Raw genomic sequence first — 15,773 nt, forward strand, 5'->3', positions numbered from 1 at the left:
CACCGCGGCACCGGAGCACTGCGGCGGCGCTGCGGCGGCGTAAATCAGCCGAGCGCGGCCGCGACCGCGGCGATCTCGGTGGGGCCCGTGCGGCAGCATCCGCCGATGAGTCCCGCGCCCGCCTCGTGCCAGGCCCGCACGAGGGCCGCGTCGAAGCCGGGCGCGCCGTGCCATGTGCGGGTCACGGCATCCCACGATTCGCCGCTGTTCGGGTAGGCGACCACGGGCTTGCCGGTGACGGAGCGGGCGAGGCCGATCGCGTCGAGCACGGAATCGGGCGTACAGCAGTTGACGCCGACGGCGAGCACGCGATCGGATGCCGCGGCGAGCTCGAACGCCTCGGCGAGCGGCTCGCCCGTGCGCAGCCGGTCGCGGTCGGGGGTCACCGAGACCCACGCGTCGATGCCGGCGCCGTCGAGTTCGCGCACGATCGCCTCGACCTCGCGGAGCGACGGGATCGTCTCGACGGCCAGCAGGTCGGCGCCCGAGTCGGCGAGGATGCGCAGCCGGTTGTGGTGCCAGGCGCGCAGCTCGGCGATGCCGAGCCCGTCGTCGCCGCGGTACTCGGAGCCGTCGGCGAGCGACGCCCCGTAGGGGCCGACGGATGCCGCGACCCAGCCGCGGCCGGCCTCGTCGCGCGCCCGGACGGCGAGGTCGACGCTGCGGGCGAGCATCGCGCGCGCCTCGCGCGCCGTGCGATCCGCCCCCGCGAAGCCGGACTCGGAGACCTGGTACGACGCCGTGACCGCGATCTCGGCACCCGCGGCGGCGTAGTCGCGATGCACGGCCAGGATCGCGTCGGGTTCGTCGATCAGGGTCCTGGCGCTCCAGAGCGGCGCCGCGACATCCGCCCCGCGCTCGGCGAGCAGGGTGCCGAGCCCGCCGTCGAGGACGACGGGGCGTTCGGCCAGGGCGGCGAGGAGCGAGGTCGAGGAGGTGTCACCCACGGTTGTTCGAGAGCTCGAAGATGCGCAGGAGCTCGGCGACCGCCGCATCGCGCTGCTCTCCGCCCGCGTCGTACATGTCGCTCACGTGCGTGCGCAGGTGGTTCTCGACCAGCAGCTTGTTGAGCGATCCGAGCGACTTCTGCACCGCGAGCGAGAGGGTGATGATGTCGACGCAGTAGTCCTCGTTCTCGATCATCTTCTCGATGCCGCGCAGCTGGCCCTCGATGATCTTGGTGCGGTGCAGTGCGCGCTTCTTGATGTCGTCGATCACCAGACCATCGTACGCCCGGCGTGCATTACCCCGGAGGGGTACGGGGCGTGATGCCCCCGATCACCGCCTCGGGTGCGCGCTCCCGCCTTTCGCGAGGTCCATGTACCAGTTGTAGAGGCTGCTCAGCTGCCCGGCGACCGCGAGATGCAGCTCCCGGGCCGCGGCATCCTCGCTCAGGGCGAGAACTCGTTCCTGGCTCACGATCTCGGCGAAGGCCTGGCCCTCGAGCGTGTCATGCCACATCTGATCCTCGACGGCGACGATTCCGCGGAGCCGTTCGAGTGCCTCCTGCATGACCGGCACGTAGGCGCCGCCGGCGAGGCGCACGCGAGCCGTCTCCCGGCTTCGCCGGAGGAACCGCGCGAGCGCCGAGGCGAGCTGCTCCGCGAACGGCCGGGCCTCGGAGGCCGGGGCCGCGCCCGCTCCGAAGGCCCGGTCGAACGACGAACGCAGCCCGGCCGTGCTCCATCCCGCGGGTCTCGTCGTCAGTTCGGACGACACCGCGACCGTGACGCCGTCGCGGAAGTCGGGGGAGCGGTCGGTACGTGCCTGCCATCGGGGTCTGGCCTCCCGCGCGGGGGCGGCGGCCCAGGCGAGGAGAAGATCGACGGTACGACCCGCATCGTCGACGTCGGACTCGCCGATCTCGAGGGTGAGGCCCCTCTGGGTGAGCAGTTCGAACAGCAGGCGACCGTCGTGGACGACGGTGACCTCCAGGCGCTGCGGCTTCTCGTGCATGATCACCTGTCGACTGTACGTGCCCCGAGCCTCGAGGCGGAGCGCCGCACCCTCACCGGAGGCGGCTGCTCACGGCGACCGGGACTAGCCTGACTCCGTGCGCATCCGACTCCTCCTCCGTGCGGTCCCCGCGATCGCCGTCGCCTCGGTGCTCGCGCTGGTTCCGGCCACCGTCGCGATCGCCGCCGCGCCGGTCCCGGCCGCCGTCGCCGCGGCGCCCGTCGCGGCCGTGCCCGCGGGCGTCGACGACTTCACGTTCGCCTCCTTCGACGCTGTCTACGACCTCGGGCGCGACGGCGACGGCAGGTCGGTGCTCGAGACGACCGAGACCCTCGTCGCCGTCTTCCCCGAGTTCGACCAGAACCGCGGCATCCGACGGGCGATCCCGCTCGAGTACGACGGCCACCCGGTCGACGTGCAGGTGCTGTCGGTGACGGATGCCGCGGGGGAGCCCCGCCCCTACGAGGCCGAGACCGACGACGACGACGAGTTCCTGCTCGTGACGGTGGCCGGCTCCGACTACGTGCACGGCGAGCAGACCTACGTCATCACCTACCGTCAGCACAACGTCACCCTCCAGCCCGACGACGCCGCGGTCGACGAGTTCTACTGGGACGTCAACGGCGTCGGCTGGGCGCAGCCGTTCGCCACGGTGCGGGCCGAACTGCGCGTCGACGCGTCGCTCGAGGACGCGTTCACGGGCGATGCCGCGTGCTATCGAGGCGGCAGCGGCTCGGGCGCGCCGTGCGAGGCGCTCGAGGTCGGAGCGGCACCCGATCCGCTGCTCGTCGCCCGCGCGGACGCGATCGGTCCGTACGAGAACCTCACGATCGCGGCGGCGTTCGAACCGGGCACCTTCGTTCCGCGCGACGACTCGTTCGCCTCCTCGCCCGCGGCCTTGACCTCCGCGGTTTCGGCCTTCGTGGCGCTCGCGATGTTCGTCCTGGCGCTCATCCTGCGCCTGACGAGGTGGCGACCCGCACGCCGCGGCACGATCATCGCCCAGTACGAGCCGCCGGCCGGCGTCAGCGCACTCCTGGCGGCCGACCTCGTCGACCAGCCGTCGCGAGGCGTGACCGCGACGATCCTCGAGCGCGCCGTCGCCGGCGAGGTGCGCATCCTGGATCGCGGGGCCAAGGCCTACTCGGTGCAGTTCACGGGAGGGCCGCTCGGCGACGCCGACGCCCAGTCGGTCGTGCGGGCGCTCTTCGACGATCATCCCCAGGTCGGCCAGGAACGCCTCCTCAGCGAGAAGTCGACGAGCCTCGGCCAGCGCCTGCTCGCGATCCGCAAGGCCGTCGCCGGTCGCAGCGTGGCGAGCGGCCTGCGTCGCAGCCCCTCGCTCGGCGTGCGCATCGTCATCGCGGTCGTCGCGCTCTTCGCGGCCGTGCTCGGCTTCATCGCCGCGGTCATCGCCCTCGAGGCGGACATGGGCGGGTTCTGGCCGGCGGTGGCGCTCTTCGCCGGGCTGGTCTTCGCGATCGGCGCCGGCATCGCGGTCATCGGGGTGCGGCCGCTGACCGTCGAGGGACGGCGCGTGCGCGACCACCTGGAGGGACTCCGACTCTTCATCCGGCTCGCGGAGGCCGACCGGATCCGGATGCTGCAGAGCCCGGGCGGTGCGCTGCGCGATCCCGTCGACGTGGTCGGTGCGGCCTCGGCGACTCCCGGCGTCGATCAGGCCGAGATGCTGCGACTCACCGAGCGGCTGCTGCCGTACGCGGCGCTGTTCGGCCTCGAGAAGGAGTGGCTGCGCGAGCTCGCATCGCTCTACGAGACCGCCGGGCAGCAGCCGGGCTGGTACGCCGGGCCGTCCGGCTTCGACGCGGCCGCGTTCTCGATCGCGGTCTCCTCGTTCGCGACCGCGTCGACCACCTCGTGGTCGGGTTCCGCATCGAGTTCGTCGTCGTCGGGTTCCGGCGGCGGCGGGTCCTCAGGTGGCGGAGGCGGCGGCGGCGGAGGCGGCGGCGTCTGACCCGCCCGTGCCCGCCCTGGGGTCCCGTTCGTCGCCGAGGTCGGCCCGGCGCTCGGCGTCGATGCCGGGCACCTCGTCGGCCAGGTCGTCGTCGAGGGGACGATGCTCGTCGTCGATCACGGACTCGACCTCGTCGAACTCGGTGTCCTGCGCCACGGTGAACTCGGCGTCTCGGGGCTCCGCGGCCGCCCCCGCAAGCTCGCTCATGGGGGCAGTGTAGGCCCGTCGGCACGCTGCCGCACCGGATCGCGGACACCGTGCACGCGGCATCCGCGAGCCGTCGATGCCCGTGCGGCCGGCGGGCCTAGGCTCCGACCATGATGGACTGGCTCGGCGCGGACTGGATGTGGGCGGCGCTCGCCGGACTCGTCGCCGGCGCCGCGCTCGTCGTCGGCGCCGTGATCGCCTGGACGATCGAGGTGCCGACGAGGATCGTCGCGTCCGTGATGGCCTTCGGCGCCGGCGTGCTCATCTCGGCGCTCGCCTACGACCTCGTGCTCGAGGCCCAGGAGGAGGGCGGCTTCTGGCCGACCGTCGGCGGCTTCGCGACCGGCGCGGTGGTCTACGTCGCCGCGAACACCCTGCTCGACCGGCTCGACCAGCGCAATCCGAGGGGCCGGGGCGAGAGCGCGGGCACGGGGGTGGGCATCGCGCTCGGGGCCCTGCTCGACGGCATCCCCGAGTCGGCCGTGCTCGGACTCAGCATGGTCGGCGGTACGGGCGTGAGCGTGCCGGTGCTGCTCGCGATCGTGATCTCCAACGTCCCGGAGGGCCTCTCCAGCACCGCGGCGCTGAAGGCCGACGGCCGCTCGGCGCGCTACGTCTTCACCCTCTGGATCGGCATCGCCCTCGCGAGCGCGGTCGCGGCCCTGCTCGGCTTCGTGCTGCTCGACGGGGCGAGCGGGCAGACGACGGCGTTCATCACGGCCCTCGCCGCGGGCGCGATCCTCGCCATGATCTGCGACACGATGATCCCCGAGGCGTTCCGCACGACGCACGCGTTCACCGGACTGCTGGCGACCTCGGGCTTCCTGCTGAGCTTCGCCGTGCACACCGCCGGCTGATCGATCGGAGCCCGCCCGCGCGCGTCATCTCGCGGCATCGCGCCGCCTACGGCTAGACTGGACCCTGCGCCCAGGCGAATCCGTTCTTCGTCCGACCATGCGAGCTCCGCCCGCATGCTGCTCGGGCAGTGTTCATTCGAACCGCCGTGCTCATCACGTGCAAAGATTCGCCCGAACCGCTCTCGTCCGCATCCAGGTGCGGCGTGCGGTCCCGGCCATCGCGATCGGTGACGGGCAGGCGCCCAGGAGACGAGCCCCGATACCCGGAGGATCATGGCCCAGACGAGGCAGCGAACGCGAACGCGTTCGCGTGACGACGACGCCCCCATCATCCCGATCCTCGCGCGCAAGGTGCGCGAGGTCGAGCAGAAGGCGCAGAAGGGCAAGCTGGGCCCGACCAACCGCACCAAGTTCCAGGTCATCGCGCTGCTCATGCGCGAGGAGCGCGCCCGGGTGAAGTCCGACCCCGAGGTGCCCGACAACGCCCGGCCCGAACTGCTCAAGCGCCTCGACGGCATCGCGCAGATCCTCGCGAAGACCGCCGCCCGCGACACGAGCCTCATCGCGTTGCTCGAGCCCGATGCCTCGATCTCCACGGTCGCGCAGCGGTTCCGCCGCGACTGGCTGCTCGAATCCGGTGCCGAGCTCAGCCCCGACGAGCTCATCATCACGCGCGAGGCCGAGGCCAAGCCCGTGCTCGCCGAGAACCAGGTGATCCCGGCATCCGTGCGGTCCCGGCAGCTCGCCAATCCGTTCCTCGCCCCCGACTTCTCCAAGCCGACGGCACCGCCCGTGCCGGTGCGCCGCCTCGCGAACTGGGAGCTCCTCGGCCCGCTGTTCAAGGCGTTCGAGCAGGGCTCGGGAGGCCAGGCGGCGACCATGGAGCTGCCCGAGGCGCCGAAGATCGACCGCCTCGCGCCGCGCGGGCTCGAGCTCATGATGCACCAGGCGCGCTTCATCGAGGCCGCCCGCGAGGGCCACCGCACGTTCCTGCTCGCAGACGAGCCGGGCCTCGGCAAGACCGCGCAGTCCGTGCTCGCGGCATCCGTCGCCGACGCCTATCCGCTGCTCGCGGTCGTGCCGAACGTCGTGAAGATGAACTGGGCCCGCGAGGTCGAGCGCTGGACCCCGCACCGCCGCGCGACCGTGATCCACGGCGACGGCGACACCCTCGACGCCTTCGCCGACGTCGTCGTCGTCAACTACGACGTGCTCGACCGGCACATGGCCTGGCTCTCGACGCTCGGGTTCAAGGGCATGGTCGTCGACGAGGCGCACTTCATCAAGAACCTGCAGTCGCAGCGCTCGAAGAACGTGCTCGCCCTGGCCGACCGCATCCGCCGCACCGCGCCCGGCAACGACCCGCTGCTGCTCGCCCTCACGGGCACCCCGCTCATCAACGACGTCGACGACTTCCGCGCGATCTGGCAGTTCCTCGGCTGGATCGAGGGCGACAAGCCGTCGCCGCGCCTGCTCGGCCTCCTCGAGGAGAACGGGCTGACGCCCGCCGAACAGGGCTTCTACTCCGCGGCCAGGCGCACCGTCATCGACCTCGGCATCGTGCGCCGTCGCAAGGTCGACGTCGCGGCCGACCTGCCGGCCAAGCGCATCGCCGACCTGCCCGTCGAACTCGACGACGAGCTGGGCCGCTCGGTGCGCGCCGCCGAGCGCGAGCTCGGCAACCGCCTGCTGGGGCGCTTCCGGGCGCTCGTGGAGGCCAGGCACCTGCGCATCGGCGACCTCGACGACGACCAGCGCGACCAGTTCATCCGCGCGGTCGCGTCCGCCGAGCTCGAGGAGTCGAAGTCGGCCAAGACCGGCGAGAACGTCTTCACCATGGTGCGCCGCATCGGCCAGGCGAAGGCCGGGCTCGCCGCCGACTACGCGGCCCAGCTCGCACGCTCGGTCGGCAAGGTCGTCTTCTTCGCCAAGCACATCGACGTCATGGACCAGGCCGAGGCCGCCTTCGCGGCGCGGGACCTGCGCACGGTGTCGCTCCGCGGCGACCAGACGGCCCTGCAGCGCCAGGCGGCCATCGACGCGTTCAACACCGAACCGGATGTCGCGGTCGCGGTGTGCTCGCTCACGGCGGCGGGCGTCGGCGTCAACCTGCAGGCCGCGTCGAACGTCGTGCTCGCCGAGCTCAGCTGGACGGCCGCCGAGCAGACGCAGGCGATCGACCGCGTGCACCGCATCGGCCAGGACGAGCCGGTCACGGCGTGGCGCATCATCGCCGCGCACACGATCGACGCGCGCATCGCCGAGCTCATCGACTCCAAGCAGGGCCTCGCGGCGCGTGCGCTCGACGGCAGCGACGTCGAGCCGGGGTCGGCCGACTCGGTGCAGATGGATGCCCTGCAGCACCTGCTGCGGGCGGCCCTCGACGGGGCGCTCTGACCGACGCCCGAACCGGGCTCCGACGGGCGGTCGACGAGGCCGTCCGGTCGGCGCCGCGGCGTGCGGTCCGACCGGCACGGCACGTCCGCGTTGACGGGAAGCTATAGACTGCCGCAGTCGAACAGCCCCGCCGTTGTGGCATCCGGCACATCTCTTGATCTGACGAGCACCTTGGAGTCGTTCACACCATGAAGATCGGCATTCTCACCAGCGGCGGCGACTGCCCGGGCCTGAACGCGGTCATCCGCGGGTCCGTGCTGAAGGGCGTCATCTCGTACGACACCGAGTTCGTCGGCTTCCGAAACGGCTGGCGCGGCGTGGTCGAAGAGGACCTGATGCCGATCGTGCGTCATGACGTGCGAGGCCTCGCCAAGCAGGGCGGCACGATCCTCGGCTCGAGCCGCACCAACCCCTTCGAGGGCGAGGGCGGCGGCCCAGAGAAGATCCAGGAGATGCTCGACCGCAACGGCATCGACGCGATCGTCGCGATCGGCGGCGAGGGCACCCTCACCGCCGCCCGTCGCCTCTACGACGAGGGCGGCATCAAGGTCATCGGCGTGCCGAAGACCATCGACAACGACCTCGCGGCCACCGACTACTCGTTCGGCTTCGACACCGCCGTGCAGATCGCCACAGAAGCCATCGACCGCCTGCGCACCACGGCCGACTCGCACGGGCGCTGCATGGTGCTCGAGGTCATGGGCCGCCACGTCGGCTGGATCGCCCTGCACTCGGGCATGGCCGGCGGCGCGCACGCCATCCTAATCCCCGAGCAGCCGCAGACCATCGAGCAGATCACCGAGTGGGTCGAGTCGGTGCGCGATCGCGGGCGGGCGCCCCTCGTCGTCGTCGCCGAGGGCTTCAAGTTCGACGGCATGACCGAGGCGCACTCGCACAAGGGCCTCGACGCGTTCAACCGCCCGCGGCTCGGCGGCATCGCCGAGCTCATCGCACCGATGATCGAGGAGCGCACGGGCATCGAGTCGCGCGCGACCGTGCTCGGACACATCCAGCGCGGCGGCGAGCCCACCGCGTTCGACCGCGTGCTCGCGACGCGCCTCGGCATGGCCGCCGTCGACGCCGTGTACGACGGCGCGTGGGGCTCCATGGTCACGCTGCGCGGCACCGACATCGAGACCGTGTCGATCGCCGAGGCCGTCGGCACCCTGAACAGCGTTCCGCAGAGTCGCTACGACGAGGCCCGCATCCTCTTCGGCTAGTCGCCGAAGCGTTCGGATCCACGACCGGATGCCACTGCCACAGGTCTGCGTCTGCTACCTCCTGCGCGAGCACGGGGGTCGCACCGAGGTGCTCCTCGGGCGCAAGAAGCACGGCCTGGGCGAGGGGCGCCTCGTGGGTCCCGGCGGCAAGCTCGAGCCCGGCGAGTCGGCCGCGGATGCCGCGGTGCGCGAGGTGTTCGAGGAGACGGGCCTCACCGTGCGGGCCGCCGACCTCGAGCCGCGCGGCCTCCTGACGTACCTGTTCCCGCACCGCGAGGCGTGGAGCCAGGAGTCCAGCGTGTTCGTGTGCCGGTCGTGGAGCGGCGAGCCCACGGCATCCGACGAACTCGATCCCGAGTGGTTCCCGGTCGACGAGGTGCCGTACGACCTCATGTGGGACGACGCCGCGCACTGGGTGCCCGGCGTGCTCGCGGGCGGTTCCGTACGCCGCACGTTCACCTTCGGCGCCGACCTCGCCAGCGTGGTGGATCAGCAGGGGAGCGTCGCGTAGGATTTACGCGGCGTTCGTCTCAGGTCCATTCGGCCTTCGGCGCCAGTTCATCCGGTGATATTCCGCACCGTCCCAGACCGAACCAAGAAAGACGCCGGTGGATCTCACCCTCATCGTCGTGCTGGTCATCGCACTGGCGCTCTTCTTCGACTTCACGAACGGCTTCCACGACACCGCGAACGCGATGGCGACGCCCATCGCGACCGGTGCGCTGCGGCCGAAGGTCGCCGTCGCCCTCGCGGCGGTCCTCAACCTGATCGGCGCGTTCCTGTCGACCGAGGTGGCCAAGACCATCTCGGGCGGCATCATCAACGAGGGCGATGGCGGTGTGCTGATCACGCCGCAGCTCATCTTCGCGGGCCTCATCGGCGCCATCATCTGGAACATGGTCACCTGGCTGCTCGGGCTGCCGTCCTCGTCGAGCCACGCCCTGTTCGGCGGCCTCATCGGCGCGGCGATCGTGGGTGCGGGCTTCGGTGCGGTCAACTTCTCGGTCGTCGTCTCCAAGGTCATCCTGCCGGCCATCCTCGCGCCGCTGACCGCCGGGCTGGTCGCCTACCTCGCGACGAAGCTCGCCTACGCGATCACCCGCCGCTACGACGGCAAGCCCGACGGGCGCGACGGCTTCCGTCACGCGCAGATCTTCTCGTCCTCGCTCGTCGCGCTCGCGCACGGCACCAACGACGCGCAGAAGACGATGGGCGTCATCACGCTCATGCTCGTCTCGGCCGGGCTCCAGTCCTCCGGCGACGAGGTGCAGACCTGGGTCATCGTCTCGTGCGCCGTCGCGATCGCGCTCGGCACGTACATGGGCGGCTGGCGCATCATCCGCACGCTCGGCACCGGCCTCACCGACATCAAGCCCGCGCAGGGGTTCGCCGCCGAGACGGCGACCGCGGCGACCATCCTCGCGTCGAGCCACGTCGGCTTCGCGCTCTCGACCACGCAGGTCGCCTCGGGCTCCGTCATCGGCTCCGGCCTCGGACGACGAGGCTCGAAGGTGCGATGGCGCACGGCCGGGCGCATCGGCGTCGGCTGGCTGCTGACCCTGCCCGCGGCCGGCGCCGTCGGCGCCATCACCGCGTTCGTCGCGCTCCTGGGCCCGATCGGCATCATCATCGACATGATCGTCGGCGCCGCGGTCATCATCGGGATCTTCCTGCTGTCCCAGCGCAACGAAGTGTCGGCGAACAACGTCGTCAGCGAGGTCGCCGACTCGGGTCGCGCGGTCAAGATCAAGCGCAACCCGAAGCCGAAGAAGGGCAGGGTGACGAAGTGATCGACTGGGGATCCTTCCTGCTGGTGCTCGTCGCCTCGCTCGTCAGCGCGTGCGTCATCGTCTCGGCGTATGCTCTCGGCATCCGCCTGCTCACCGTCTCGGGCCGCACGCCGATCGTCTCGCCCGCGGAGTTCACCGACGCCATCACCATCGTGTCGCCGGCCGAGATCCGCAAGGCCGAGAAGCGCGCGGCGAAGGCCGCTCGCAAGAGCCCCCTCACCGACGGGCAGAAGCGCATGGCCCTCGTCGGCGCCTGGGCGTGCTTCGTGGTGAGCGCCCTCGCCGTGGTCTACGGCGTCTACCTCATCATCGGCGACCACGTCCTCAAGATGTTCTCGTGACCCTCCGACCCCTCCGCGCCGCCCCGAACCTCCCGACGTGCGTTCGTAACCTGCGCGCCGCTACTCTCATCGCATGACTGAAACCCCCACCTCCGAGGCGCCGCCCGAGCAGCACGCGCCGACCTCGTTCATCGACCGCTTCTTCGAGATCACCAAGCGCGGCTCCTCCGTCGGCGCCGAGGTGCGGGGCGGCCTCGTCACGTTCGTGACGATGGCCTACATCGTGATCCTGAACCCGATCATCCTCTCGGGCAGCCCCGATGTCGCGGGCGACGTGCTCGCGTTCCAGCAGGTCGCGGCGGTCACGGGGCTCACCGCCGGCGTCATGACGATCCTCTTCGGCGTCGTCGCACGACTGCCGTTCGCTTTCGCGGCCGGCCTCGGCATCAACTCCTACCTCGCTGTCGCGGTCGTCGGCGAGGTCACCTGGCCCGAGGCCATGGGCCTCGTGCTCATCAACGGCCTCATCATCGTGCTGCTCGCCGCCACGGGCCTGCGCCGGCTCATCTTCAACGCGGTCCCGATGCAGCTCAAGCTCGCCATCACGGTGGGCATCGGCCTGTTCATCGCCTTCATCGGGTTCGTCGACGCGGGCTTCGTGACCGCGACGGGCTTCAACTCCCCGCCGGTCCAGCTCGGCGCCGCCGGGTCGATCGCCACGGTCCCGAGCCTGATCTTCGTGCTGACGCTGCTGCTCACGGGCGTGCTCGTGGCCCGCAAGGTGCGCGGCGGCATCCTCATCGGCCTCGTCTCCGGCACGGTCGTGGCCGTCATCGTCGAGGCGATCTGGCACCTCGGCTCGGGGGCCGAGAACCCCGGCGGCTGGGGCCTCGGCGTTCCCACGCTCCCGGCGTCCTGGTTCAGCTGGCCCGACCTGTCGCTCGTCGGCCAGGTGAGCTTCGGCAGCTTCGAGCGCATCGGCGCCCTCGCCGCGCTCGGCCTGATCTTCACGCTCGTCTTCACGAACTTCTTCGACGCCATGGGCACCATGACGGGCCTCTCGAAGGAGGCGGAGCTCGCCGACGCGAAGGGCGACTTCCCGCGCCTGCGCTCGGCGCTCATCGTCGAGGGCGTCGGCGCGGTCGCCGGCGGCTTCACCTCGAGCTCGTCGAACACCGTCTTCATCGAATCCGGAGCGGGCATCGGCGAGGGTGCGCGCACCGGTCTCGCGAACCTCGTGACCGGTGCCCTGTTCCTGCTGGCGATGTTCGTCACGCCACTGACCTCGATCGTCCCGTCCGAGGTCGCCTCGGCCGCGCTGGTCGTGGTCGGCGCGATGATGATGTCGCAGATCCGGTTCATCGAGTTCGACGCGTTCTCGGTCATGCTGCCGGTGTTCGTGACGATCACGGTCATGCCGTTCACCTACTCGATCGCCAACGGCATCGGCGCGGGCTTCGTCACGTGGGTCGTCCTGCGCTCGCTCTCGGGCAAGGCGAAGGAGATCAGCCCGCTCCTCTGGATCGTGGCCGCAGGCTTCGTGCTGTACTTCGCGCGCGGTCCGATCGAGGCGCTCTTCGGCGGCTGATCGATCGGCGAGTCGGATTCCCCGGGGTCGGTCGACCCCGGGGCATCCGCCGTTCCGGTGCGAATTCGGATGCCGCGACGGAGCGGCCGCGGGTCAGTTCGTGCCGCGGGCCCGGCCGATGGCCGTCATCACGTGGTAGATCACGATCGCCGCGATCGTGCCGAGTGCGATGCCGTTGAAGGAGACGCCGCCGACGGCGAACGTGAAGTCGGCGATGCCGATGATGAGCGCGGTCGCCGCCGTGAACTGGTTCGCCGGGCGTGAGAAGTCGACCTTGTTGTCGACCCAGATCTTCACGCCGATGATGCCGATGAGCCCGTACAGCGCGGTGGTCACGCCGCCCAGCACCCCGGGCGGGATGGTGTTGATGACGGCACCGAACTTGGGGGAGAGGCCGAGCAGCACCGCGACGATGCCGGCGACCCAGTACGCGGCCGTCGAGTACACGCGGGTGGCCGCCATGACGCCGATGTTCTCGCCGTAGGTCGTCGTGCCCGAACCGCCGAACGATCCGGCCAGCATCGTCGCCAGCCCGTCGGAGAGCAGCGCGCGCCCGGTCGAGCGGTTGATCGAGGCATCCGTCATCTGGGCGACGCCCTTGATGTGCCCGACGTTCTCGGCGACGAGCACGAGCACGACCGGGAGGAAGGCGGGCAGGTAGCCCCAGACCGCGGCGTCGGCGAACGGATTCGCCGGGAAGTGGAAGGTCGGGAGCCCGACCCACGCCGCCTGCGCGATCGGCTCGAAGTCGACCTGCCCGAGCGTCGCGGCGACGACGTAGCCGATGACCACGCCGACCAGGATCGACATGCGCCCGAGCAGACCGCGGAAGGCGACGCTCGAGATGATGACCGCCGAGAGGGTCACGAGAGCCGTCAACGGCTCCGCCATGAAGTTGTCGCGCGCCGCCGGAGCCAGGTTGAAGCCGATGAGCGCGACGATCGAGCCGGCGACGACGGGCGGCATGAGCACGTCGATCCACCGGGTGCCGAGCCACACCACGATCACGCCGACCAGCGCGAGCAGCGCGCCGACGGCCACGATGCCGAAGAGCGCGGCGCCCATCGGGTCCGCGACGTTCTCCGCCGCCAGCGCCGCCGTGATCGGGGCGATGAACGCGAACGAGGACCCCAGGTAGCTCGGGACCCGGTTGCGCGTGATCACGAGGAAGAGGATCGTGCCGATGCCGGAGAAGAAGACGGTCGTCGCGGGCGGGAACCCGGTGAGGATCGGCACGAGGAAGGTCGCACCGAACATGGCCACCACGTGCTGGGACCCGAGCCCGATGGTGCGCGGCCAGCTGAGTCGTTCGCCGGGGGCGACGACCTCGCCCGGCGCGACGTTCCGGCCGTCGCCGTGGACCGTCCAGGGCAGGTTCATAGGGGTTCCGTTCGTTCGGTTTCTCGGGGATCCCTGAGAGCGTATCCGGGGGTTCACCGGATATCGCGTGGCTCGCGGCATCCGTAGCGTGGAATCACCACCGAGAACAGGAGTTGGTTTCCATGACCACCGCAACCGCCACCACGCCGAACATCGCGACCGCCGCGACGGAGACGAACGGCTTCAGCATCTCGAGCCTCGTGCTCGGCATCGTGTCGATCTTCGCGAGCTTCACCTTCTTCGCGCCCGTGATCGGCCTGGTGCTCGGCATCATGGCGCTCAAGCGCGAGCCGGCTTCGCGCACCATGGCGATCTGGGGCATCGTGCTGAACGGCGTCATGCTCGCCGGCACGGTGCTCGTCACCCTCGGCGCGCTCGTCTTCGGCCTCGTGATGCTGCCGTTCGCGTTCATCTGAGGATCGGGGCCCGATCGGGCCGCACGCACCGCTCGAGGCGGGCGCTCCGCACGGGGCGCCCGCCTCAGGCGTAGAACCCGCGCAGCAGCGCCTCGGTTCCGCCGATGTGCTCGGCCATCGCCGCAGCGGCCTCGTCGGGATTGCCCCGCAGGATCGCCGCGACGATCGCGCGGTGCTGGTCGTTCGCATGCGAGATGTTCGGCGCCAGCAGGGGGATGCCGTCGAGCAGCTCGTTGACCCGCATGCGCACGTCGGCCACGAGCGGGATCACGCTCGGAACGCCGAGGAGCTCGGCGATCAGCAGGTGCAGGCGCGAATCCGCGGTGCGGTACTGGTCGGCGGATGCGTCGGTGCAGGCCTCGTACGCCTGCCAGAGCCGCTCGCGCTCTGCCGCGCTCAGCTCGCTCTCGGCGGCCCGTCGCGCGGTGCCGACCTCGATGACGGCGCGCAGGGCGAGCGTGTCCTCGATGCGGGCCGCGTGCCGGGCGCGTTCGTCCTCGGTCGCCTCGCCGGCGATGACCGGTCGGGGCGTGGGCAGCACGTCGGAGACGAAGGTTCCACCGGTGCGCCCGCGGCGCGCGACCAGCCAGCCCGCGTCGGCGAGCGAGGCGATCGCCTCGCGCAGCGTGTCGCGGCTCACCTCGAGCATGCCCGCGAGCTCGCGCTCGGGCGGCAGGCGGTCGCCGGGGCCGATGAGGCCCAGGCGGATGGACTGCAGCAGGCGCTGCACGGTCTCCTCGAACGCGTTCGCCTGTCGCGCGGGCGTGAACAGCAGCGCGGCGCTCGGTGCGCCGGCTGCGGCATCACCCGCCCCCGCGTCGGCGACGGCCTCGGATGCGGCGTCCGGAGCCTCATGCGACGCGGAACGGGAGCTCATGGCGTCCAGCCTAGAGCGGCGTCACGTAGGCGGAGCTGATGCCGCCGTCGACGAGGAACGTCGACCCGGTGATGAAGGACGCGTCGTCGCTCGCGAGGAAGGCGACCGCGGCCGCGAGCTCCTCGGGCTCGGCGAACCGGCCGACGGGGATGTGCACGAGGCGGCGCTGCGCCCGCTCGGGATCCTTCGCGAACAGCTCCTGCAGGAGCGGCGTGTTCACCGGGCCGGGGCAGAGGGCGTTCACGCGGATGCCCTGGCGGGCGAACTGCACCCCGAGCTCCCGGCTCATGGCGAGCACACCGCCCTTCGAGGCGGTGTACGAGATCTGCGAGGTCGCCGATCCCAGCACCGCGACGAAGGACGCCGTGTTGATGATCGAGCCGCGGCCCTGCGCGACCATGTGCCGCAGCGCCGCGCGCGAGCAGAGGTAGACCGACTTCAGGTTGACGTCCTGCACCTTCTGCCACGCCGGCAGCTCGGTGGTCTCGATGGAGTCGTCGTCGGGCGGGGAGATGCCGGCGTTGTTGAAGGCGATGTCGACCGATCCGTACGTGGCTGCGGCGGTGTCGAAGAGGTGGTCGACCTGCGCCTCGTCGGTCACGTCGACCTGGACGAACAGGCCGTCGACGAGCTGCGCGGCGGCCGCGCCGGCCGTGGCGTCGAGGTCGCCGATGACGACCCGGGCGCCCTCGGCGGCGAGGCGCTTCGCGGTCGCGAGGCCGATGCCGGAGGCGCCGCCGGTGATCACGGCGACCCGGCCCGCGAGGCGCTGCGTGAGGTCGATGCGGGCGAGTGCGGTCATGGTGCTCCTGTCGTGGGATTCGTTCGG

The 15,773-nt window shown here is 71.1% G+C and carries 16 protein-coding genes; 9 read left to right on the forward strand and 7 right to left on the reverse strand.

The features are described from left to right. Positions 1-44 precede the first annotated feature (44 nt). From mmuM to ACR3IO_RS08615, 3 genes are read right to left on the reverse strand one after another with little or no spacing between them, the layout of a single operon-like run. Entirely contained in the window at positions 45-947 is a 903-nt protein-coding gene (mmuM, locus tag ACR3IO_RS08605) for a homocysteine S-methyltransferase (protein WP_434070778.1), read from the reverse strand. Then, a complete protein-coding gene (locus ACR3IO_RS08610) occupies positions 940-1,218 on the reverse strand; it encodes a metal-sensitive transcriptional regulator (RefSeq protein ID WP_157428201.1) in 279 nt (92 codons plus the stop codon). The genes mmuM and ACR3IO_RS08610 overlap by 8 nt, the downstream gene beginning before the upstream one ends. A gap of 60 nt (positions 1,219-1,278) precedes the next feature. Then, positions 1,279-1,962 carry a hypothetical protein gene (locus tag ACR3IO_RS08615; RefSeq protein WP_434070779.1) on the reverse strand — a complete coding sequence of 228 codons (684 nt, stop codon included), beginning with the start codon at positions 1,960-1,962 and terminating at the stop codon, positions 1,279-1,281. A 91-nt stretch (positions 1,963-2,053) separates the two neighbouring features. Between ACR3IO_RS08615 and ACR3IO_RS08620 the strand changes: the two genes are divergently transcribed. Continuing rightward, entirely contained in the window at positions 2,054-3,931 is a 1,878-nt protein-coding gene (locus ACR3IO_RS08620) for a DUF2207 domain-containing protein (protein ID WP_434070780.1), read from the forward strand. Here the strand turns inward: ACR3IO_RS08620 and ACR3IO_RS08625 are convergent. Further along, positions 3,890-4,138, reverse strand: a complete 249-nt coding sequence (locus ACR3IO_RS08625) for a hypothetical protein (RefSeq protein WP_434070781.1) — start codon at positions 4,136-4,138, stop codon at positions 3,890-3,892. The genes ACR3IO_RS08620 and ACR3IO_RS08625 overlap by 42 nt on opposite strands. A gap of 110 nt (positions 4,139-4,248) precedes the next feature. On the opposite strand from ACR3IO_RS08625, the gene ACR3IO_RS08630 reads away from it, so the two are divergent. The 7 genes from ACR3IO_RS08630 (at position 4,249) to ACR3IO_RS08660 (ending at position 12,271) form a co-directional block, all read left to right on the forward strand. Continuing rightward, positions 4,249-4,995, forward strand: a complete 747-nt coding sequence (locus ACR3IO_RS08630; RefSeq protein WP_434070782.1) for a ZIP family metal transporter — start codon at positions 4,249-4,251, stop codon at positions 4,993-4,995. A 273-nt stretch (positions 4,996-5,268) separates the two neighbouring features. Continuing rightward, positions 5,269-7,392 carry a DEAD/DEAH box helicase gene (locus ACR3IO_RS08635; RefSeq protein WP_434070783.1) on the forward strand — a complete coding sequence of 708 codons (2,124 nt, stop codon included), beginning with the start codon at positions 5,269-5,271 and terminating at the stop codon, positions 7,390-7,392. 188 nt (positions 7,393-7,580) lie between these two features. Beyond that, the gene (locus tag ACR3IO_RS08640) at positions 7,581-8,612 is read left to right on the forward strand and encodes a 6-phosphofructokinase (protein WP_434070784.1); all 1,032 of its coding nucleotides are present in this window, start codon (positions 7,581-7,583) and stop codon (positions 8,610-8,612) included. Positions 8,613-8,640: 28 nt separating this feature from the next. Beyond that, the gene (locus ACR3IO_RS08645; protein ID WP_434070785.1) at positions 8,641-9,123 is read left to right on the forward strand and encodes an 8-oxo-dGTP diphosphatase; all 483 of its coding nucleotides are present in this window, start codon (positions 8,641-8,643) and stop codon (positions 9,121-9,123) included. A 97-nt stretch (positions 9,124-9,220) separates the two neighbouring features. Then, positions 9,221-10,402, forward strand: a complete 1,182-nt coding sequence (locus tag ACR3IO_RS08650; protein WP_434070786.1) for an anion permease — start codon at positions 9,221-9,223, stop codon at positions 10,400-10,402. Then, on the forward strand, positions 10,399-10,743 hold the full coding sequence (locus tag ACR3IO_RS08655) for a peptidase (protein ID WP_434070787.1): 345 nt from the start codon (positions 10,399-10,401) through the stop codon (positions 10,741-10,743). Before ACR3IO_RS08650 ends, ACR3IO_RS08655 begins: the two co-directional genes overlap by 4 nt. Before the next feature lie 73 nt (positions 10,744-10,816). Beyond that, on the forward strand, positions 10,817-12,271 hold the full coding sequence (locus tag ACR3IO_RS08660) for an NCS2 family permease (protein ID WP_434070788.1): 1,455 nt from the start codon (positions 10,817-10,819) through the stop codon (positions 12,269-12,271). Between the two features lie 93 nt (positions 12,272-12,364). On the opposite strand, the gene ACR3IO_RS08665 is transcribed toward ACR3IO_RS08660, so the two are convergent. Beyond that, the gene (locus ACR3IO_RS08665; RefSeq protein WP_434070789.1) at positions 12,365-13,651 is read right to left on the reverse strand and encodes a uracil-xanthine permease family protein; all 1,287 of its coding nucleotides are present in this window, start codon (positions 13,649-13,651) and stop codon (positions 12,365-12,367) included. A 122-nt stretch (positions 13,652-13,773) separates the two neighbouring features. On the opposite strand from ACR3IO_RS08665, the gene ACR3IO_RS08670 reads away from it, so the two are divergent. Further along, the gene (locus ACR3IO_RS08670; protein WP_434070790.1) at positions 13,774-14,067 is read left to right on the forward strand and encodes a DUF4190 domain-containing protein; all 294 of its coding nucleotides are present in this window, start codon (positions 13,774-13,776) and stop codon (positions 14,065-14,067) included. A gap of 64 nt (positions 14,068-14,131) precedes the next feature. Here the strand turns inward: ACR3IO_RS08670 and ACR3IO_RS08675 are convergent, their stop codons facing one another. Both ACR3IO_RS08675 and ACR3IO_RS08680 read right to left on the reverse strand, forming a co-directional pair. Then, complete coding sequence (locus ACR3IO_RS08675; RefSeq protein ID WP_434070791.1) at positions 14,132-14,944, reverse strand: FadR/GntR family transcriptional regulator; 813 nt, start codon at positions 14,942-14,944, stop codon at positions 14,132-14,134. Positions 14,945-14,954: 10 nt separating this feature from the next. Beyond that, entirely contained in the window at positions 14,955-15,746 is a 792-nt protein-coding gene (locus tag ACR3IO_RS08680) for a 3-oxoacyl-ACP reductase (protein ID WP_434070792.1), read from the reverse strand. Positions 15,747-15,773 lie beyond the last annotated feature (27 nt).

Source organism: Agromyces sp. Marseille-Q5079 (assembly GCF_051016555.1).
Taxonomy (GTDB): domain Bacteria; phylum Actinomycetota; class Actinomycetes; order Actinomycetales; family Microbacteriaceae; genus Agromyces.